The organism is Aneurinibacillus aneurinilyticus ATCC 12856, from assembly GCF_000466385.1.
GTDB classification, from domain to species: domain Bacteria; phylum Bacillota; class Bacilli; order Aneurinibacillales; family Aneurinibacillaceae; genus Aneurinibacillus; species Aneurinibacillus aneurinilyticus.
In genome coordinates, this window is sequence record NZ_KE952759.1 from 31,650 (window position 1) to 50,100 (window position 18,451).

The 18,451-nt window shown below is 40.6% G+C and carries 19 protein-coding genes, 1 CRISPR repeat array and 1 riboswitch; of the genes, 10 read left to right on the forward strand and 9 right to left on the reverse strand.

All coding sequences use genetic code 11. The features are described from left to right. Positions 1-67: 67 nt before the first annotated feature. Together map and HMPREF0083_RS26335 are read right to left on the reverse strand one after the other, a co-directional pair. A complete protein-coding gene (gene map, locus HMPREF0083_RS09665; protein WP_021621088.1) occupies positions 68-817 on the reverse strand; it encodes a type I methionyl aminopeptidase in 750 nt (249 codons plus the stop codon). A gap of 26 nt (positions 818-843) precedes the next feature. Next, entirely contained in the window at positions 844-1,431 is a 588-nt protein-coding gene (locus tag HMPREF0083_RS26335; protein WP_148315940.1) for a TetR/AcrR family transcriptional regulator, read from the reverse strand. A 362-nt stretch (positions 1,432-1,793) separates the two neighbouring features. Between HMPREF0083_RS26335 and wrbA the strand changes: the two genes are divergently transcribed. The 3 genes from wrbA to gdh all read left to right on the forward strand — a co-directional run bounded on the left by wrbA (position 1,794) and on the right by gdh (position 4,239). Continuing rightward, positions 1,794-2,423: an NAD(P)H:quinone oxidoreductase type IV gene (gene wrbA, locus HMPREF0083_RS09675; protein WP_040302262.1), complete on the forward strand. Its 630-nt coding sequence runs from the start codon at positions 1,794-1,796 to the stop codon at positions 2,421-2,423. 156 nt (positions 2,424-2,579) lie between these two features. Then, positions 2,580-3,437, forward strand: coding sequence for a RhaT/GlcU family sugar-proton symporter (locus tag HMPREF0083_RS09680; protein WP_021621091.1), 858 nt, complete (start codon positions 2,580-2,582; stop codon positions 3,435-3,437). A gap of 16 nt (positions 3,438-3,453) precedes the next feature. Then, positions 3,454-4,239, forward strand: coding sequence for a glucose 1-dehydrogenase (gene gdh / locus HMPREF0083_RS09685; protein ID WP_021621092.1), 786 nt, complete (start codon positions 3,454-3,456; stop codon positions 4,237-4,239). A 293-nt stretch (positions 4,240-4,532) separates the two neighbouring features. On the opposite strand, the gene HMPREF0083_RS09690 is transcribed toward gdh, so the two are convergent. Both HMPREF0083_RS09690 and HMPREF0083_RS09695 read right to left on the reverse strand, forming a co-directional pair. Then, a complete protein-coding gene (locus tag HMPREF0083_RS09690; RefSeq protein WP_040302263.1) occupies positions 4,533-5,678 on the reverse strand; it encodes an MFS transporter in 1,146 nt (381 codons plus the stop codon). A 72-nt stretch (positions 5,679-5,750) separates the two neighbouring features. Next, positions 5,751-6,062, reverse strand: a complete 312-nt coding sequence (locus HMPREF0083_RS09695; protein WP_040302279.1) for an ArsR/SmtB family transcription factor — start codon at positions 6,060-6,062, stop codon at positions 5,751-5,753. A gap of 424 nt (positions 6,063-6,486) precedes the next feature. Between HMPREF0083_RS09695 and HMPREF0083_RS09700 the strand changes: the two genes are divergently transcribed. Further along, complete coding sequence (locus HMPREF0083_RS09700) at positions 6,487-7,665, forward strand: MalY/PatB family protein (protein ID WP_021621097.1); 1,179 nt, start codon at positions 6,487-6,489, stop codon at positions 7,663-7,665. Positions 7,666-7,757: 92 nt separating this feature from the next. On the opposite strand, the gene HMPREF0083_RS09705 is transcribed toward HMPREF0083_RS09700, so the two are convergent. After that, complete coding sequence (locus HMPREF0083_RS09705; protein ID WP_021621098.1) at positions 7,758-8,363, reverse strand: YpmS family protein; 606 nt, start codon at positions 8,361-8,363, stop codon at positions 7,758-7,760. 275 nt (positions 8,364-8,638) lie between these two features. Here HMPREF0083_RS09705 and HMPREF0083_RS09710 point away from each other — a divergent pair, with 275 nt between their 5' ends. Next, positions 8,639-9,325: a GntR family transcriptional regulator gene (locus tag HMPREF0083_RS09710; protein ID WP_021621099.1), complete on the forward strand. Its 687-nt coding sequence runs from the start codon at positions 8,639-8,641 to the stop codon at positions 9,323-9,325. A 223-nt stretch (positions 9,326-9,548) separates the two neighbouring features. On the opposite strand, the gene HMPREF0083_RS09715 is transcribed toward HMPREF0083_RS09710, so the two are convergent. After that, on the reverse strand, positions 9,549-9,788 hold the full coding sequence (locus tag HMPREF0083_RS09715) for a DUF1450 domain-containing protein (protein WP_021621101.1): 240 nt from the start codon (positions 9,786-9,788) through the stop codon (positions 9,549-9,551). Positions 9,789-10,324: 536 nt separating this feature from the next. On the opposite strand from HMPREF0083_RS09715, the gene hutG reads away from it, so the two are divergent. Next, positions 10,325-11,305 carry a formimidoylglutamase gene (hutG, locus tag HMPREF0083_RS09720; RefSeq protein WP_040302265.1) on the forward strand — a complete coding sequence of 327 codons (981 nt, stop codon included), beginning with the start codon at positions 10,325-10,327 and terminating at the stop codon, positions 11,303-11,305. Between the two features lie 51 nt (positions 11,306-11,356). Here the strand turns inward: hutG and HMPREF0083_RS09725 are convergent, their stop codons facing one another. The 3 genes from HMPREF0083_RS09725 to HMPREF0083_RS09735 all read right to left on the reverse strand — a co-directional run bounded on the left by HMPREF0083_RS09725 (position 11,357) and on the right by HMPREF0083_RS09735 (position 13,881). Then, positions 11,357-11,899 carry a copper resistance CopC family protein gene (locus tag HMPREF0083_RS09725; RefSeq protein WP_040302266.1) on the reverse strand — a complete coding sequence of 181 codons (543 nt, stop codon included), beginning with the start codon at positions 11,897-11,899 and terminating at the stop codon, positions 11,357-11,359. A 254-nt stretch (positions 11,900-12,153) separates the two neighbouring features. After that, complete coding sequence (gene phoU, locus HMPREF0083_RS09730; RefSeq protein ID WP_040302267.1) at positions 12,154-12,798, reverse strand: phosphate signaling complex protein PhoU; 645 nt, start codon at positions 12,796-12,798, stop codon at positions 12,154-12,156. Between the two features lie 258 nt (positions 12,799-13,056). Then, a complete protein-coding gene (locus tag HMPREF0083_RS09735; RefSeq protein WP_021621108.1) occupies positions 13,057-13,881 on the reverse strand; it encodes an alpha/beta hydrolase in 825 nt (274 codons plus the stop codon). Positions 13,882-13,949: 68 nt separating this feature from the next. Further along, positions 13,950-14,056, reverse strand: a riboswitch (SAM riboswitch). A 159-nt stretch (positions 14,057-14,215) separates the two neighbouring features. Between HMPREF0083_RS09735 and HMPREF0083_RS09740 the strand changes: the two genes are divergently transcribed. The 4 genes from HMPREF0083_RS09740 to HMPREF0083_RS09750 all read left to right on the forward strand — a co-directional run bounded on the left by HMPREF0083_RS09740 (position 14,216) and on the right by HMPREF0083_RS09750 (position 16,970). Then, positions 14,216-15,349, forward strand: a complete 1,134-nt coding sequence (locus tag HMPREF0083_RS09740) for a conserved virulence factor C family protein (protein ID WP_040302268.1) — start codon at positions 14,216-14,218, stop codon at positions 15,347-15,349. 83 nt (positions 15,350-15,432) lie between these two features. Continuing rightward, entirely contained in the window at positions 15,433-15,921 is a 489-nt protein-coding gene (locus HMPREF0083_RS09745) for a DUF456 domain-containing protein (RefSeq protein WP_021621110.1), read from the forward strand. Between the two features lie 346 nt (positions 15,922-16,267). After that, the gene (sda, locus tag HMPREF0083_RS27115) at positions 16,268-16,408 is read left to right on the forward strand and encodes a sporulation histidine kinase inhibitor Sda (protein ID WP_021621111.1); all 141 of its coding nucleotides are present in this window, start codon (positions 16,268-16,270) and stop codon (positions 16,406-16,408) included. 139 nt (positions 16,409-16,547) lie between these two features. Beyond that, positions 16,548-16,970 (forward strand): hypothetical protein, encoded by a 423-nt coding sequence (locus tag HMPREF0083_RS09750; RefSeq protein WP_021621112.1) that lies wholly within the window; start codon positions 16,548-16,550, stop codon positions 16,968-16,970. A 485-nt stretch (positions 16,971-17,455) separates the two neighbouring features. Next, positions 17,456-18,409: a CRISPR direct-repeat array (repeat unit 29 nt; unit sequence GTTTTATCTGAACGTAGTGGGATATAAAG). The last annotated feature ends 42 nt before the right edge of the window (positions 18,410-18,451 follow it).

The window sequence follows — 18,451 nt, forward strand, 5'->3', positions numbered from 1 at the left end:
GACCGGGAGCCTTTATTTGGGGTTCCCGGTTTATGGTTAAATACATTCAATAAAATTCTTTCTTACATCACTCCTGCTTTGTCAAAATTAGTGGTCCGTTCTTCGTAATGGCAATTGTATGTTCATATTGTGCGGAAAGCTTCCCGTCGATTGTTCTTGCCGTCCATCCGTTTGCATCCATTTTTGAATGCCATGAACCTAGATTAACCATTGGCTCTACGGTTATTACCATTCCCTCTTTCAACCTAGGCCCTTTACCCGGTTTACCGTAATGGGGAACAGGAGGGTCCTCATGTATGGTTTTTCCTATGCCATGTCCGGTAAAATCTCTTACAATAGAAAAACCTTCGGCTTCCACATATGTTTGTATCGCATGACCAATATCTCCTATGCGATTTCCAATTAGTGCTTGCTCGATACCTTTATACATCGATTCTTTTGTGATTTTTAATAAACGGCTCGCATCGTTAGAAATAGTACCTACTGTATGGGTCCAGGCTGAATCAGCCAAACCGCCATGTAAGTTGGCGACAAAATCAATAGTTACAATATCGCCGTCTTTAAGTGGCTTATGGGTGGGAAACCCATGACAAATCTCATCATTAACGGAGGCACAGGTAGCATATTGATAGCCATTAAACCCTTTTTGTTCAGGCGTTGCGCCAAATTTAGCTAAATATTTTTCAACAAAACTATCAATTTCTAGTGTAGTCATACCTGGCTTGATTCTTTTTGCAATTTCTTTGTGACAGGCGGCTACAATCTTTCCTGCTTCAAGCATCATATTGATTTCTCGTCCACTTTTTATCGTAATCATGCTGGGGCTTCTCCTTTGGTTTGCATTTAAGCTTTCAATCCTTTAAATAGTACGGTAATAACGTCATCAATCCAGTTAGGACGGTCCGCTTCATCCAAATCATTATTTTTTCCAATATAAGAGGTCGCAGTTCCAATCAAAGTTCCAAAGAATAGCTTTACAAGCGTTTCGGATTGAATGGACACGAACTGGCCGGAATGAATCCCTTCTTCTATTGCCTGGGTAACAGGACTATACAAGTGGGTCTGGAAATTATTTAGCAGTTCATCATAATTTTGGATAGGAATGGGCTCAGATTGAAACAAATTCTTAAACAAAATAAATACAAATGGTTGTTTAATCCAACTTCTAAGCTGGCATTTTGCGTATTGTTCCAATCGAATTAACGGTGATTCATTTGTGTTCAATGTCTCCATTGTAATTTTTTGTGCTTCTTCAAACGCCTCAATTAGTAAATCCTCAATCAGACTTATTTTGTTGTTGTAATAGTGATATACGGTTCCCCGGCCTAATCCAGCCTTCCTGGCAATATCACCCATCTCCATATTCATGCCTTTTTCTAAATAAATCTCCGCGGCCGTATTACGAATTTGATAAATTCGCTGTCTTCGAATGGCTTCATTTTGTTCCTTTCACATTTTTTAAATTGAATTTAACTATGCTATTTCATTTTTGAGAATCGACGGTTCAAATAAGTGTTTAATTGGGGAAGAATGTAGGTAACTTGGATTTGAAGATAGCATTACAGCTTGTTCACTTCGGAGTGGCTCTCGTTGGAACGGTTCTGATTCTATTGATGCCTTGTTATAGGGTTAAAAAACACTGTGCATAGGTAATAATAAATAAAAAGCAGTTTCACGTATATACAGCAGAATCGCGTTTCACGGTCAATTATGGATGGTGAAAAACATCAATAGCTGGCACATGAGCGAAAACGCAGGGAGTGTTCATATGACCAACTATTTAAGGAGGGCTTATCATGTCCGTCAAACTTGCAATTGTGTATTATAGCTCCACCGGAACGAATTATGAGTTAGCTCAATGGGCTGCGAACGGAGCAAAGGAAGTCGGAGCCGAAGTGAAGATCTATAAGGTTCAGGAGCTCGCTCCACAAGCTGTCATTGATGGCAATCCGGCCTGGAAAGCCCATGTGGAAGCCACTAAAAATATTCCGGTTGTTACGCCCGATGATATCGTTGAAGCCGACGCGATTATATTCAGTACGCCCACTCGATTTGGAAATGTCGCTGCCCAAATGAAGCAATTTTTAGATACGACAGGTGGTATTTGGTTCCATGGAAAAACAGTAAATAAAGTGGTGAGCGCGATGACTTCCGCTCAAAACGCTCATGGTGGCCAAGAGGCAACCATCCTCAATTTATACACCACCATGTACCATTGGGGGGCTATCGTGGTTGCTCCAGGATATACGGATGCTTCTTTGTTTGCTGCTGGGGGAAATCCTTATGGCACAAGTGTATCTGTTGATCAAAACAATCAAATTGTTGGGGATAAAGAAGCTTATCAAAATGCAGTGAAACATCAAGCTAAACGTGTTGTCACAGTAGCTGAATGGGTAAAGAAAGGAAATGAACAAAGCTATTGAAGTGAAAAAAATTCTGGCATCTTTATTTGGATAGAAAAATAAAGCGGCATGATTTTGATTCTTGTACTGAAATCATGCTCGCATCCCTTTCGGGAGAGTATGGAGAATAATAAGAAACACAGATGATTATGAACTTTAATACAGAAAGGTTAAAAAATGGATATCATCTTAGCGATTTTACCATCTCTGTTTTGGGGAAGTATTGTGCTGTTTAATGTCAAGCTTGGTGGTGGACCTTATAGTCAAACACTTGGGACAACCTTGGGCGCACTTATTTTCTCCATAGGTATTTATATTTTTGTAAAGCCTGTGTTAACGCCTGTAATTATCGGTGTGGGAATTGTATCAGGTTTATTTTGGGCACTGGGACAGGCGAATCAATTAAAAAGTATTGATCTAATGGGAGTTTCAAAAACAATGCCCATTTCGACAGGGCTGCAACTAGTTTCAACTGCTTTATTTGGAGTTATTGTGTTTCATGAATGGTCGACAACAATGTCTGTTATATTAGGTGTTCTTGCACTTATTTGTATCATTGTTGGAATCATTCTTACATCACTTCAAAATCAAGAAGAAAAACAGAAAGAACAAGCAGGAAATTTAAAAAAAGGAATTTTAATTTTACTGATTTCAACCTTTGGTTATTTAGTATACGTAGTGGTGATACGCTTATTTAACATAAATGGATGGTCTGCTTTATTCCCGCAGGCAATTGGAATGGTATTAGGTGGTATTCTGCTAACAATTAAGCATAAGCCATTTAATAAATATGCAATTCGAAATATTATCCCAGGTCTAATATGGGCAGCCGGAAATATGTTTTTATTTATCTCACAGCCACGCGTAGGTGTAGCAACAAGTTTTTCTCTTTCACAAATGGGAATTGTGATCTCGACCCTAGGTGGAATTTTTATATTAGGTGAGAAAAAAACAAAACGTCAATTTATCGCGATTATAATTGGGATTATTTTGATTATCGCAGCTGGAATTATGTTAGGAATTGCAAAAGGATAAGAAGGAGGACTAAGTTATGTATCCAGATTTAGAAGGAAAAGTTGTTGTTATTACAGGTGCGGCAACAGGACTCGGGAAAGCGATGGGAATTCGCTTTGGGAAGGAAAAAGCGAAAGTTGTGGTTAATCATCGCTCAAACGAAACAGAGGCAAACGCTGTAGTAGAAGAGATTAAAAAAGCAGGTGGAGAAGCCATTACTGTAAAAGGTGATGTCACAGTTGAAGCTGACGTGATAAATCTAATTCAGTCAGCTGTGAAGGAGTTTGGCACATTGGATGTTATGATTAATAATGCAGGTATAGAAAATCCGGTAGCATCACATGAAATGCCGTTAAGTGATTGGAATAAAGTAATCAATACGAATTTAACAGGTGCTTTTTTAGGAAGCCGTGAAGCAATTAAGTATTTTGTAGAGCATGATATTAAAGGAACAGTTATTAACATGTCCAGTGTTCACGAGAAAATTCCATGGCCATTGTTTGTGCACTATGCTTCTAGTAAAGGTGGCATTAAGTTAATGACAGAAACATTAGCATTGGAATATGCGCCAAAAGGAATCCGCGTAAACAATATTGGGCCAGGTGCTATTAACACCCCAATTAATGCTGAAAAATTTGCAGATCCAGAAAAACGTGCTGATGTTGAAAGTATGATTCCAATGGGATATATCGGGAAACCAGAAGAGATTGCCGCTGTTGCAGCGTGGCTTGCTTCCTCACAAGCTAGCTATGTAACTGGGATTACGTTATTTGCTGATGGCGGAATGACTTTATATCCTTCTTTTCAAGCTGGACGTGGATAAGCAGTTGCATGAAAGGCTGGCTATTTATAGAAAGAATAGCTAATTTTTTCACTTTATGATATGGGATTAACTTGGCTTGATGGGTGTGCGGCTGAACATCTTCCCAAAAAGAAAAATCCCCGAAAACGGGGTAATTTGGCTGAATTCGAGGATTTATACGGTTATTTACACTCTCACAGCTAAAGCAACAGGATTCTTGAATGACTAAACGCGCAGCTTGCCTCTCCGGGACTCCATATCCTCTAGGTGCAGGAATCCTTTTTTCAGCGTACATTTACTTTCTTCCTATTTGATTAGGAAATTTTCATTTTTATTATGATCAATAAGAAAGCAAGTAATGTAAACATAATGCCACTCCAGATGAGTTGATGTATGCCCAAGTAAGAAATAAACCAACCACCGATAGAAGCCCCTACAGTAATGCCAACATTGGAAAATGAGACAAACAAGCTGTTGCCGAATTCAGGAGCTTCTTTCGCCTCAGTCATCAACAAGGCTTGACTGACAATAAGCCCCCCGGAATGCACGGCCCCCCAAATGAATACGATGACCGCCATCGGAAAGACATAAGACCCCAGATAATAAGTAAATAAGTAAACGGCCGCATATAGCAGAGGAAATATGAGAACGGTCTTTGTCATGCTTTTGTGCAAAAAGCCTCCGAATAAAAAATTCCCAACAATCATAGTGATACCAAAGGCCATCAGCATAATACTAATCCATGATCCGTTCATATGAGCTACTTGTCCAAGATACTCGGCAAAGTAGCTGTACACAGAAAACATAGCTGCAAAGATGAAAATAACGGCTATGATGGTTAACCACAATTCAGGTTTGCGCAATATGCCAAGCTGCTTGCTAAAAGACATTTTTTCCTTAACAGGCATGGAAGGAAGCCAGGCAAGGATCCCTATGAAGGCAATCATACTCACAGCGGCTCCAAACAGGAAAGCAGCTTCTAGCGAAATTTTTTCCGCGAGATAAGATGTCAAAGGCACGCCAAAAGCAAATCCAACGGTTATTCCGGCGAAAACCTTTGTAATCGCTTTGCTGCTTTTTTCCGGGGGAACGAGTTGGGCAGCGGTCACAAGGGCAATTGAAAAAAAGACAGGATGAAAAATAGCAGGGAGAATCCGAAATGCTAGCATCACTTCGAACTTGGTTGTATAGGCATAAACAATATTTGATATTGCAAACATAAGAACAGCGGTTAATAGAATGACTTTACGATTAATGCCGGAAGCAAGTAATGTCAGGAACGGGCCTGAAATGGCAACGATCAAAGCAAATATACTTACAAGATACCCGGCCTGTGAGGTCGATATATGAAATTTTTGAGTGATCTGGGGGAGAACACCTATAATACCCATTTCCGTTGTAATAATGCCAAACACACCTAAAGCCAAAAAAATAATAAGTGAAGAATGAACCTTTTTCATTAAAATGTATACCTCCATTTATATTCATATACAGAATTGTAGATATGTAAAGCGAAAAAAACTCCTTTCTGTCTATAGTTTATTTTGGACGTATTCGGCAAATTGCTGGATTGTCTTTTCGTTTCGACGATAGTACGTCCATTTTCCAATTCGCTCTGATTCCAATAAACCAGCTTTTTGCATGGTTGACAAATAACTTGAGATAACAGACTGTGCAAGCCCCGATTTTGACTGAATATCTCCTACGCATACACCAATGCGAAAATTCAGCCCCTGTTGTAAATAGGGCTGTTCATCAAAAAAATTCTCTGGATTTTTTAACCATTGCATAATTTGGCAACGCGTCTCATTAGACAAGGCTTTATAAATCAATAAAGGTTCCATACCCATCATTATATCTACTTTTATAGATTTGTAAAGATGAGCAATATCATATCTGTTGATTATCCATAAGGTGGAAGAAAGAAGGTGCACGCGTCGGCGTGTTCCCTCGTCTTTCTCACGAGGAAGAGACACGGCCGCTTTGTGGCGCCAGGGCCGGACCGGCAAAACATCTGGGTATTACGGTGCGGGAGACGAACCGACGCCCGTTTGGGGCACGGTGTGATGACGATCTACTCTGGATCATACTGGATAATCAACACCCTTGAGTCGATGCTGTTCAATGCGACTGTAATTTACGAATAATATAGTATAAAAATACTACGTATAAATAATAAAAAAAGTATTCCTCAAACAAGGATATTGCATATCTTGCTGGAAAATACAACAATATAGATTATTAAAAGATGGAGGAGGTACATTATCCATGAAATATGATTTTGATGCAGCAATCAGCCGTACGGATACAAATTCCGCTAAATGGGATTATCTTGAAAGTATATTCGGTACGGAAGATGTTTTGCCGTTATGGGTGGCCGATATGGATTTCGCTTCTCCGCCATGTGTAGTAGAAGCATTAGTTGCACGTGCCAAGCATCCGGTATATGGCTATCCGGGGACGCCACAAGCACTTTTCGAGGCAGCTTCCCAATGGATGGCACACCGCTTCAACATACAGGTTCAACCTGAGTGGATGACGGCTGTCTCGGGTGTTATATCGGGCTTGCATGCAGCGGTAGAAGCATTCACTCGGCCCGGAGATAAAATCATTGTACAACCACCTGTATACCCGCCCTTTTTCAAAGTTGCGTTAAGCCGTGGCCGTTATGTTATCGAGAATCCATTGCGTGAACAGAATGGATACTATGTGATGGATTTCGAAGATTTGCGAAGTAAAATCGATGATAGGACGAAGCTGCTGATTTTATGCAGTCCTCATAATCCTGTAGGAAGGGTATGGACAAAAGAAGAGCTTGCACATGTAGCGGCAATTTGTGTCGAACATGACATCATCATTCTGACGGATGAAATTCATGCGGACCTTGTATATGAAAAAAATACACATACTCCTTTTGCCTCACTCGGTCCAGAGGCATCCAAAAGATGCATTACTTTCCTTTCTCCGAGCAAGACGTTCAACGTAGCGGGACTGTTTACCTCGATTGCATTCACTGAGCATACCGGGTTGCTGAAAAGGTTAAAAGCCTCGGTTAGGAAAGCCGGAACTGATCATATTAATCTTTTTGGCATTGAAGCATGTATTGCTGCCTATAAGGGAGGAGAGGAATGGCTTGAAGAAGTGCTTGTGTATTTGAAAGGAAATGCAACATATATAGAACGATTCTTACAAGAGAGGTTACCCCAAATACAGATGCGAATCCCAGAAGCAACATATCTTGGATGGTTAGATTTTCGCGAGTTTGGTTTTTCCGCAGGCGAATTGAAACGATTCATAGTGGAAGAGGCTCGCCTCGGATTCAACGATGGAGCTTCGTTTGGCACAGGAGGAGAAGGTTTCCAACGGATTAATTTTGGCTGCTCACGAGCCGTGCTGGAAGAGGCAATGCTTCGATTAGAGAAAGCAGTATATGAACGGAGAATGTAAAGCGAAGTTATCATCGTATATCAAACGGGTTGCGGAAAAATGGAAGTTCCCACAACCCGAAAATATTTCTATACATAGTTGCATTAATATGCTTAAAAACCGAACGTTTTATTTGGAACTAGGATGATAAAGGTTAATTTATTTTGTTTGAAGTCAAATTCTTTTACTTTTATTTTAAAGTCGCTTTTTGTTTTCATCTTCGTAACAGCTATGTATATATTTTCTCGATCCACATTCACGCGAATCCACTCAGGCATGTGGTAATTGTCCCGTATATATTCAAGCACGGCTCTTTTTGGCAGGTGAAGTTTGCCGATCATAATTGATTTTTGCCGCAGTATAAGATCGCCATTTTTTTGCACGATGGGTTCAAACGTTGCAATAAGGGGGATTTTTTTTCCGAAAGCATCGATAAATCCCTGTAATTGGACGTCTTCGCCTAAAGAAACTGTATAAGCAGACGCATTTTTCGGCAATGTCTTAAGGTAGCTGTTCATTAACTGATTCAAATTTTGTTTAGTAGAAGATACGGTGAATTCGGATCTTTTTTCATTTAGCTCTTGTATGGGGGGCATATTGATGTCAGAAGAAGGAAGAAAAATCAACCATACTATTCCTATGACGACACCAGCATTCACTCCGGCAACAATCCAGAATAATTGTTTCCATTTGTTTTTTGTTTGCAGACTTTCAAACATGCAACATCCCCTGCTTTAATCTTGTTGTATTCGTATTCCAGTCCACAATAATCTGTCCATTGTTTTTAGTATGTTTTAAAGTGGTATCAATGATACGAGCGTATCCCCCCGTTTCTTTTTTCCGAATCTCCTCCTTCCAACCGCCTGAACTTTTGTTACTGTGTCAAGTGATTTCTATATAGACGTCCTAAGAAAATAAATAGAATTTCATACTGATATGTGATATATTACATGCTGATGAATAGCATAACCGATATTTTGTCAAGGAGGCTTTAATGATGACTCTTTCACATTCTAATGAAAAACTCAGACGTACATTTGTTCGTGAAGAAGCATACATCATTTTACGGGACTGGATTATACAGGGGAAGCTTGGGCCTGGTCAACAGTTACGTGACAAGGAGCTGGCAGAACAATTGGGTGTAAGTCGAACGCCTATACGGGAAGCTTTGTTACGGCTAGAAGATGAGGGGTTCGTGCAAACCAAGCCTAATCGTTCTACTACTGTATCTCCTATCGATTTTCATGATACATTCCATCTTTACTCTATTGCATGGTCCCTTGAAAGGCTGGCTTTGGAACAGGCTTTTGAACAAATAAACAGTCAGCATCTGCAAATGATGGTAGAAATCAATCAAAAACTTAAGAGTGCACTTGAAGAAGGAGACAAATTAAAGGCTTTAGAGGCAGATAATGAATTCCACTCTATGTACATTGAGCTTTCCAGAAATAAAGAGCTTAAGCGAATTCTTCTAGGAGTGAAACAAAAGTTAAGACGATTAGAACTATACTATTTTGATAAGGCAACAGACGTCCATCTTTCCTGTGATGAACACACGCAGATGATAGAAGCGTTAGAACAAAAAAATCTGCCATTAGCCCTAAATGCGGTTGAATTAAATTGGAAGCATGGTTTTTCTCGTATTCAGGAGTACACAGCACAAGTAAAACAAGATAAGTAAGAAGATTGGAGGAATATGTCCACTTTTAACCATTCAGAAATGCTAATTCTTTTATGCGAATTAATTTGTATATGCTCCATCAATCCAGTACTTATGATGGAGCAAAATTACAACGAAATGAAAATAGCTGAAAATGTGGAACAAGCTTTTCAAAGCAACATGCATTGAGACGTAAAATGGATAAATAAGCGACCGGGGAAAATAGTGCGGTCGCTATAATGAATTAACACTTGGCTTTTGCTTCTTCCATGTGTGTAACGATTTTTTCTAGAAGCTCTTCCGCATTATCGGCAGCAATGTTCTTACCATTAAGTAAGGTGAAGGGCTGTACAAGACATTGACCACAATAAAGCACACAAAAGTCGTCAACGATCTCAATGTCAGGTAACTGCCTAAGTTTCTCTTTTACCCGATTGATTTCTTTCTCGCAGTTGTTAGGACAAATTTTAGCGATATATTCCATTTGCTCCTCTCCTTTATGAATATTAAAGTATGCGCTTTCAGATATGTCGTTTGCCAGTACAATGCTTTTTGCTTACAACCGTAGCCTGCTTTCACGGTAATAAGCCAGTAATGAAGAAAAGTGAGGCAGGTGATTTATCTGCCTTACCCGTACAAGATATCCTCTTCAAGACAGGGAAAAATCCTACATAATCATAATATTTTCACTTTATAGATAGAGTGAATATTGTTTATATTGTAAAGTGAATACAAGGGGCTTCGCAAGAAAGTGCGCAAATGTAAAACCGCTTTACAGCAGTAAAAGAAACAAGATATTCTTCTATATAAATTACACTTGATATTTTGACAGGGGAATGTGGTTGGAAGGAGAAGATTCGGAAAAAAGAAGGGGATGGATGCGCCCTGCGCTCCAGCAGAAGGAAGACCAGCGTGCCTTTTTCCAACCGCCCATCGCCCTTCCTTCTTTTCTTGCCTCCACCAAAAACATGTGTTGATTTATCAAATCAGATGTATATACAAAAGAAAGAGGAGATACGAATGTATACAGTAACAGACGAAAAATGCTGGACGGGAAGAATAGACAGTGAGACGGAAGTAAATATGTTCAGGCTGCATCAGATTGTTAGAATAGAGGATGTATTGTCATTTAATGTAAAGCACAAAGGTATGGCCATTGGACTTATTGGTTTCAGATGTGATGAAGGCGTGCGCAGAAATAAGGGAAGGGTGGGTGCGTATAAGGCCCCTGATGCGATTCGCGAAGCATTGGCCTCTTTTCCTTGGCATTTTGACGATTCAGTGGTTTTGTATGATTTTGGAAATGTAAGCTGCGATGATAAAGAATTGGAAGCAGCACAGGATGAATTGGGAGAGGCAGTTAAAAAAATGCTGGATGCGAATATATTTCCTATCATTATTGGTGGTGGACACGAGGTGGCATACGGACATTATGTGGGTGAGAAGCGACACCTGAAAAATCAAAAATCAATCGGAATCCTTAATTTTGATGCGCATTTTGATATGCGTCCGTATGACCAAACCGTAAGCTCAGGTACGATGTTTCGGCAGATTGGAGACGAGCTTGCTGCAGAGAATAAACCGCTCCGCTATATGTGTGTCGGAATTCAAAAAAGCGGCAATACAAAGCATCTGTTTGCAACGGCGGAACAGTATGGATGCGAATATATTCGTGAAGATGAAATTTATTCATTTGGTCCGGAACATATAATAGAGCGAATTCAAGCGTTTATGGATGCAAATGAGGCGGTTATGCTTACACTATGCAGTGATGTACTGGATGCGAGCTGGGCACCTGGTGTCAGTGCACCGCAGCCATTTGGTCTGGAACCGAAGATACTGAGACGCCTAATGAAAGCGGCTATCCAAAATCGGAAAGTGACCAGCTTTGATATTGCTGAAATTAATCCAGAGCTGGACGAAGACGGGCGTACAGTAAAGCTTGCCGCATCGCTTTTGTATGAGGTTATCGAGAGCCTGTGCCAAAGGGAAGAAGAATAGAAGAAACCCGGAAGAGCGGCTGAAAGCCGAATTCCGGGTTTTGTGTATTTATCAGCGCTTTTTACGAATAATGAAAGTAACAATTACCGCAAGCAGAATGACAGCGATAATAATGCCGATGAACAGAGGGGTGTTTGATTGTCCATCAGCCGCTGGGCTTGTTGCTTGTGAATCGGTTGGCTGCGTTGCAGACTGTTCGCCAGCTTTCGGTTGCCCCGGATTCTCCGCCTTTGGTTCTTCCTTCGGTGCATTTACCTGGAAGGAGAAATCACCTCGTAGGCTATGCCCATCTTCCCCGATATTCATCCAGTTTACCGTATAGGCTCCATTTGGAAGTGGTTTATCCAGTATCGCTTTTAATGTAGTGCCGCCAGCATCAACCTTGCTTACCGGAATATTGGTTCCCTGTTCATCTTTAATTTCTATTTTGCCTACTTTCTCGATGTTCGCACTGAATGTTATTGCGATTTCCTGCACAGGCTTTGTGATGATTTCTCCGCTTTTAGGCGAACTGTCTACCAGGCGGGAATGGGCAGACACTTGTGTGGTCATCATCATAAGTGCAGCTATTAGAAAGATGACTATTTTTTTCATAGTTATAGCTTCTTTCCTCCTATAATCTGATGTGTTCTGATGATTGTACATCCTCATTATACTAACAGGTTGTGTTGAAATTGTGAAAATGTTTTGGGCGAATGTTCACTACACACTTTCAGGCTTTTTTTCGTTCTGGCTTTTGTACACTTGCTACAGCGGCAATGACAAGCAGGATATCGAGAATTTGCGAGATAAATAAAAAGCAATTCCTCTGATGATTCAGAAGAACTGCTTTGCTTTAATTTAATGAATTAATGATTCAGTTCAACGATATTGCCCACTTTCATATATATGGTCCATTCTCCGATATTGGTAACATGATCCCCGATACGTTCCAAAGCATGCAGTACTTTAATGTATTGAATGGCTTCTTTAAAATTATGCGGTTGTGCCTCAAGCGCTTCTTCGATTTTTTCTACATTTTGTCGGTGCAAGGAGTCGATTATATCATCCCTTTCATTCAATGAACGTAGTTCACTGATGTCTTCGGATAGGAATGAATGAATGACAAGCTCCATCATGTTGTTTACTTCATTGGACATATGGATAATATCAAAAAGAGGCAGTGTTTGCTTTGTTTTTTCTAAACGAATGACGGCTTTTGCAATATTTACAGCTAAGTCCCCGATACGTTCCAGATCTGTAACGATTTTTAGGTAGGCACCCAGTGTGCGAAGGTCAGTTGCGACTGGCGCTTGCAGCGCGATAGCTGAAAAGTTGTGCTTAGAGATTTTTTCTGTAAGTATATTTACTTTGTCATCTTTTATGATGATGTTTTCTGCGGCAGTCGTATCTTTTTCTTCGAATGCCTTGACGGCCAGCAAAAAATTGTCGCGTACCATATGAGCCAATTCAGTAATTTCTGCCTTTAATTCTTCGATGATCGTATCCTGCACTTGTAAACCCAACCTTTCGTTTAACATCTTTCGTATAAAACTATAAGAAAACAATGAAGAAAAGCCTATAGTATTTACTGAAAGTTTACCGTATCTTTACAAAAGAAAAAGCTTATCCTGTAAAAGCAAGATAAGCTTATCATATCTGTTATTTTATGTTAGTGTCGTAAATAAGCTAGCCAAAACACGAGCATGAATGTTATGCAAAGTAATATAGGATACGGCAGCTCTGATAAAAGCCGCATGAAGCAGCCGGAGCTATATCACCCAATCGCTCCAATTCGCCGTACGATTTTCCAATTTTTTCAACCAGTTAGACGTATAATCAAATAGCTCCTCTGAAGCTGGAACAGACGAAAACGTATGGTCCGCACCTTCCAGTGCAAATGCTTCACACTGACCGGTCGTCCGCTGGCGCAGCATTCCTTCATATAAATAGCAAGCATCTACCGGAATATCTTCGTCCCGTGTTCCATGCAAAATCAATACATCGCTTAGTAAGGAAGAACCCGGCGCAAGCGGCTGTGTCTCTGCAAGCGAGGAGAAGAACGTATTAGATAAATGATAGCCGCTATACTCAGTGCGGCCTTCACGCATGGCTTGCTCATAAGCTGGACGGCTTACAATACGTGTAATATCCGTCAGAGGATGGGCGACTGGAGCCCATAAAATAAGCGATGAGACACGGCTGTCCTCTTCAGCGGTTAGACGGGCTACTGCACCACCTAAACTATGGCCGAGCAGGAAAACGCGGGAATTATCAATGCAGTCTATACTCAATGTATAATCAAGTGCACGCCTTGTCTGCTCAATGAAGCTATCCATGCCATATGTCCCATATTCTCCTTCGCTTTCTCCGCAGCCAGCATAGTCGAAACGAAGCACGAAATAGCCTTCTTCCGCCAACCTGCGTGCGGCTTTTACAAAAAGCCGATTTACTCCAATACGATTGCCAATAAAGCCGTGACAAAAAATTACAGCAGGCCAGCGTTTTTCTTCTTGCTTGCGGGCTGAGGCGCATGGATAATGCACCGTAGCAGCCAGATTGAGTTGTTGATAACGAATAGTCACGGATCGTTCCATGAGACATCCTCCTTTAAAATAAAAAAGCTTTCTTCTGAAGAGAAGAAAGGAGGCTCAGTACATATCCTTCCTTATCTTTCAGAACCATGTGTTCTGTAGGATGTAGCACCTTGCGGACATACCGCCGGTTGCCGGGCTTCATCGGGCCTATTCCCTCCGCCGCTCTTGATAAGAAAATTGCATTCAGTATGATATTATTAATGTTTAGTATAGCGTGTAAGCATACAAGCGTCAATTACAAATACATAAATCCTAATTTGTTTAGTCGGGTTTTGGTTCTTTGTTTATTTTGCGTTACAATAATTGCAGTATACATCACCAAGGAGGAATTGCTTTGAAAATCGTATCGATTGAACCTACGCCCAGTCCGAATTCTATGAAGCTAAATCTTGATGAGCAGCTTTCAACGGGCATTAGTCATAATTATACACGTAACTCATTAGAAAATGCTCCAGAACACGTCCGAAAATTATTAGAGATTCCGGGTGTTACAGGCGTTTTCCAGGTGCTTGACTTTATCGCGCTGGAACGGCATCCAAAAGCGGATTGGCGAGATATTCTAACACAGGCACGGGCCGTACTCGGTACAACTGAAGAATACACCGAAGAAGATATCGCCTCGCCAGCAAATGATGCGTACGGTGAAGTCCAGGTATTTGTCCAAATGTTCCGCGGACTACCGATGCAGGTTAAACTGGAGGCGGGCGGCGAACAAAAACGTGTCGGATTGCCGGAGCGCTTCATGAAGGCAGCATTAGAAGCACAAAAATCCTCTGCAAACCTGGTTATGGAACGGAAATGGGAGGACAGAGGCGTACGCTATGGCACCATGGAGGAAATCGGAGAAGAAGTAGTGCAGGAAATTTCGGCCGCTTATGATGACGAGCGTCTGCAACAGCTTGTAGAACAGGCATTTTCACAGGAAAAAGGGGGACATTCGAAGGAGGCATCATTATCAGGTGAAGCAGTGGAAGGTATGTTAGATAATCCGGATTGGGAGAAACGGTTCGCAGCTTTGGAACGAATGAATCCGACGGAGCAGGATGTACCTGTGCTTCATAAAGCGTTGCATGATACGAAAACATCCATTCGTCGGCTGGCGGTAGTTTATTTAGGAATGATTGAGAATAAGGATGTTCTCCCGTTACTGTTTGAAGCCTTGAAAGATAAATCGCCAGTCGTTCGCCGTACAGCGGGAGACACATTGTCCGATTTAGGCGATCCGTCAGCTATCGTACCGATGACAGAGGCGCTTGAAGATCCAAATAAGCTAGTCCGCTGGCGAGCGGCGCGTTTCTTGTATGAAGTAGGAGATGAGACGGCACTTCCTGCACTTCGTGAAGCACAGGATGACCCGGAGTTCGAAGTGAGTCTTCAAGTAAAAATGGCGCTAGAACGTATCGAAGCCGGGGAACAGGCCAGTGGCACGGTCTGGCAACAGATGACGCGCAGCCGGAAAGAAAAGTAAGAGAAAATCTGCTTCTTTTTCTCTTGGAATACGTATAAGAAGGATAGAAAGGATTCAAAATATAAGGAGGAATAAGGTAATAAATGGAAGTTTTCATTTGGATTGTGATTAGTCTGCTTTTTATCGGCAGCTTTATTGGAGTAATCGTACCGGTAATCCCGGATGCATTACTTTTATGGATCGGATTTTTACTTTATCAATTTGCGCTCGCTACAACATCGCTTGGTTGGACTTTTTGGGTACCGATGACCCTTCTTACTTTGTTGCTTATCGGGGCTGATCTGCTCTCGAACATATATTTCGTAAAAAAGTATGGCGGAGATAAGTGGTCGATGCTCGCAGCAGTGGCGGGCATTATTCTTGGACCGCTTGTGCTTGGTGCATTCCTTGGACCGCTTGCGATTATAGTTGGCCCGTTTCTTAGTGTTTTTCTGGTGGAGCTTGTGCGAAGCAACGGTGCGGAGAGGTCATTACGCATCGCCTTTGGTACTGTGCTTGCCTTTTTGAGCAGTGCGGCTGCAAAAATTGTTATCCAGTTAATTATGGTGATTTGGTTTTTCTTTGCCATATAAATTCCATTACACGTTTTATTATTTGAAGGTATGTCACAAATAAAGTGATGTGCCTTTTTTATTGGATTTTTTACAAGGAAAACAGACCGATAAGCTAAAGACATCGTCTACCGCCCTTCCTTTTTTCTTGCCTCTTACCACAAACATGTGTCCATTTATCAAATCAGATGTATATAGATATACATAAAGTAAGAGAAGGAATACGATTTTGAAGATATGGGACTTTATCAGTTCATTGGTTTTATTGTATGATTTTGATACAAATAGTTAAAAAAACTTACTATTTAGATTAAAATGAATGAATTATATTTATTTTATTATGGATTTTTAGAAAGGGAGAGGGTAAATGAAAAGAAAAAGTGCTTTATCCTTACTAAGTAATGAAGAATTATTAAAAATATATACTGAAGCAATATCCCTTGACCTAGATGGTGATTTTATAAAGCTGATTAAAGCTGAATTAATCAGAAGAGGCATTCGTTTTTAAGCTATTCTCGATCTTGGGCTTTTATGTCGTATATTAGCGATAAATAATAAAATAAGGCAAAACATAGGACAAAAATGTCCAAGCTATCCTTGTCCTATCTGCATAACATAATGTAGCAAAGGACAAGGAGGTGAGGTATATGAAACGTATCCTCGACTATAAGGCAACAGAACCTAGACGTAGCTTTAATGTTGCACAGCCGACCATGATCCCGCTAGCTCCGGGTCGGGTTCGTCTGGCTAGTGTACGTATAATGATACCAAGAAATTCTTCAAGAAATACGGTGGAATTGGTGGCGACAGTGGGGGTCAGGGGAATAACAGGCATCTCACAAGTTCGCTTCCGCATCTTTCGCGATGGAAAAGAAATCTTTAACACACAACAGGGTATTGAATCCGCTGGTTCTGAGCAAAATTACACAGTAGCTTTTCAGGCCATCGATCAAAATGTTCCTTCTGGTTCCCACACTTATACGCTGACTGCGGAAAATCGAACAAGCGGTACCGCTGTTAGCGTGGTTGGACCTATTTCTTTCAGTGCTTTAGCGATCAAAAAATCGTAAGCATCCACTTCTGAGCACTTCCTTTGGGAAGTGCTTTTGTTCGTTCTATGCGGAAGTACTTTCCAAAATGACGTTTAATAGCTCTATTATAGTACGATGTTGTAAGTCAACAAGCAGATTAACGAAAGAAGGGGATAGATGCGCCCTGCGCTCCGGCAGAAGAAAGGCTAACGTGTCTTTTTCCGACCGCTCTCGTCCACCGCCCTTCCTTCTTTTCTTGCCTCTTACCACAAAAATGTGTCAATTTATCCAATCAGATGTATATAAGTAGCTTTATTCATATAGGGAGGTTTCGATGAAATTTGCAGTAAACCTAATTTTAGGTATACTGGACATGAGCCCTTATATAACAAGGACTTCAGGCATTTTTTCTTCCGTGTTAAAAATAGAACTCCTGGTTTACTGCAAAAAGCTGATTTTTGATTTTTTTTTCAATCGGTGAAACCCTTGATACATGAAGGCTTTTGTCCATTTTGTGTTTAGGGGTTTTATCTGAACGTAGTGGGATATAAAGTTTTTTGAAACCCTTTAAAACGGCCATCTGATAGCAGTTTTATCTGAACGTAGTGGGATATAAAGACATGAGGGATGGATGGGGCACTACGTTGAATAAGGTTTTATCTGAACGTAGTGGGATATAAAGAAACGAACGCTCAACAATCTTGGCCCATCTGTCATTGGTTTTATCTGAACGTAGTGGGATATAAAGCATTTATATTTGCATTAGTAAAAAATGCGGATTGGGTTAGTTTTATCTGAACGTAGTGGGATATAAAGCGGTATCATACGGTCATTTTTGTTAATAGATATTTTTTGGTTTTATCTGAACGTAGTGGGATATAAAGCAGCTTGTGCGAATTCCAACTCCGAGTTTGCATAGTGTTTTATCTGAACGTAGTGGGATATAAAGTAGCTCTGGCAGCAGCCCGAGTGGGCTTGCTGTTTAGTTTTATCTGAACGTAGTGGGATATAAAGAGTTCTCAGTAGCTTCATTTGCTTTAGATGGTGCATTTGTTTTATCTGAACGTAGTGGGATATAAAGGGAATTCGTTGTATGCGATACTCTTCCGCCCGCCTTGTTTTATCTGAACGTAGTGGGATATAAAGTTGAATCTTATAGGCATCATCAGAATCTGTATCTCTGGTTTTATCTGAACGTAGTGGGATATAAAGCTATATCGCGGAATTATGGTTGACTCTGATTTTAAAGTTTTATCTGAACGTAGTGGGATATAAAGTGAGAATTCAACTTCATTCCTTCCTTTTGACGGTCTTGTTTTATCTGAACGTAGTGGGATATAAAGAAACATATGGATATCGACCGACTCACACGTATTTCTCTTGTTTTATATGAACGTAGTGGGATATAAAGCCGTTTGCAGAGCACTTGGTTAGAGCGAACCTTCCAGAGTTTTATCTGAACGTAGTGGGATATAAAGTGTTAATCTGGTCATTGACCAACGCTTTAATATCATGTTTTA

Coding starts and splice junctions, on each gene's coding strand:
- map (WP_021621088.1), bottom strand. CDS start 817: ATGATTACGATAAAAAGTGGACGAGAAATCAATATGATGCTTGAAGCA.
- HMPREF0083_RS09680 (WP_021621091.1), top strand. CDS start 2,580: ATGGATATCATCTTAGCGATTTTACCATCTCTGTTTTGGGGAAGTATT.
- gdh (WP_021621092.1), top strand. CDS start 3,454: ATGTATCCAGATTTAGAAGGAAAAGTTGTTGTTATTACAGGTGCGGCA.
- HMPREF0083_RS09690 (WP_040302263.1), bottom strand. CDS start 5,678: ATGAAAAAGGTTCATTCTTCACTTATTATTTTTTTGGCTTTAGGTGTG.
- HMPREF0083_RS09695 (WP_040302279.1), bottom strand. CDS start 6,062: ATGGAACCTTTATTGATTTATAAAGCCTTGTCTAATGAGACGCGTTGC.
- HMPREF0083_RS09700 (WP_021621097.1), top strand. CDS start 6,487: ATGAAATATGATTTTGATGCAGCAATCAGCCGTACGGATACAAATTCC.
- HMPREF0083_RS09705 (WP_021621098.1), bottom strand. CDS start 8,363: ATGTTTGAAAGTCTGCAAACAAAAAACAAATGGAAACAATTATTCTGG.
- HMPREF0083_RS09710 (WP_021621099.1), top strand. CDS start 8,639: ATGATGACTCTTTCACATTCTAATGAAAAACTCAGACGTACATTTGTT.
- HMPREF0083_RS09715 (WP_021621101.1), bottom strand. CDS start 9,788: ATGGAATATATCGCTAAAATTTGTCCTAACAACTGCGAGAAAGAAATC.
- hutG (WP_040302265.1), top strand. CDS start 10,325: ATGTATACAGTAACAGACGAAAAATGCTGGACGGGAAGAATAGACAGT.
- HMPREF0083_RS09725 (WP_040302266.1), bottom strand. CDS start 11,899: ATGAAAAAAATAGTCATCTTTCTAATAGCTGCACTTATGATGATGACC.
- HMPREF0083_RS09735 (WP_021621108.1), bottom strand. CDS start 13,881: ATGGAACGATCCGTGACTATTCGTTATCAACAACTCAATCTGGCTGCT.
- HMPREF0083_RS09745 (WP_021621110.1), top strand. CDS start 15,433: ATGGAAGTTTTCATTTGGATTGTGATTAGTCTGCTTTTTATCGGCAGC.
- sda (WP_021621111.1), top strand. CDS start 16,268: ATGAAAAGAAAAAGTGCTTTATCCTTACTAAGTAATGAAGAATTATTA.
- HMPREF0083_RS09750 (WP_021621112.1), top strand. CDS start 16,548: ATGAAACGTATCCTCGACTATAAGGCAACAGAACCTAGACGTAGCTTT.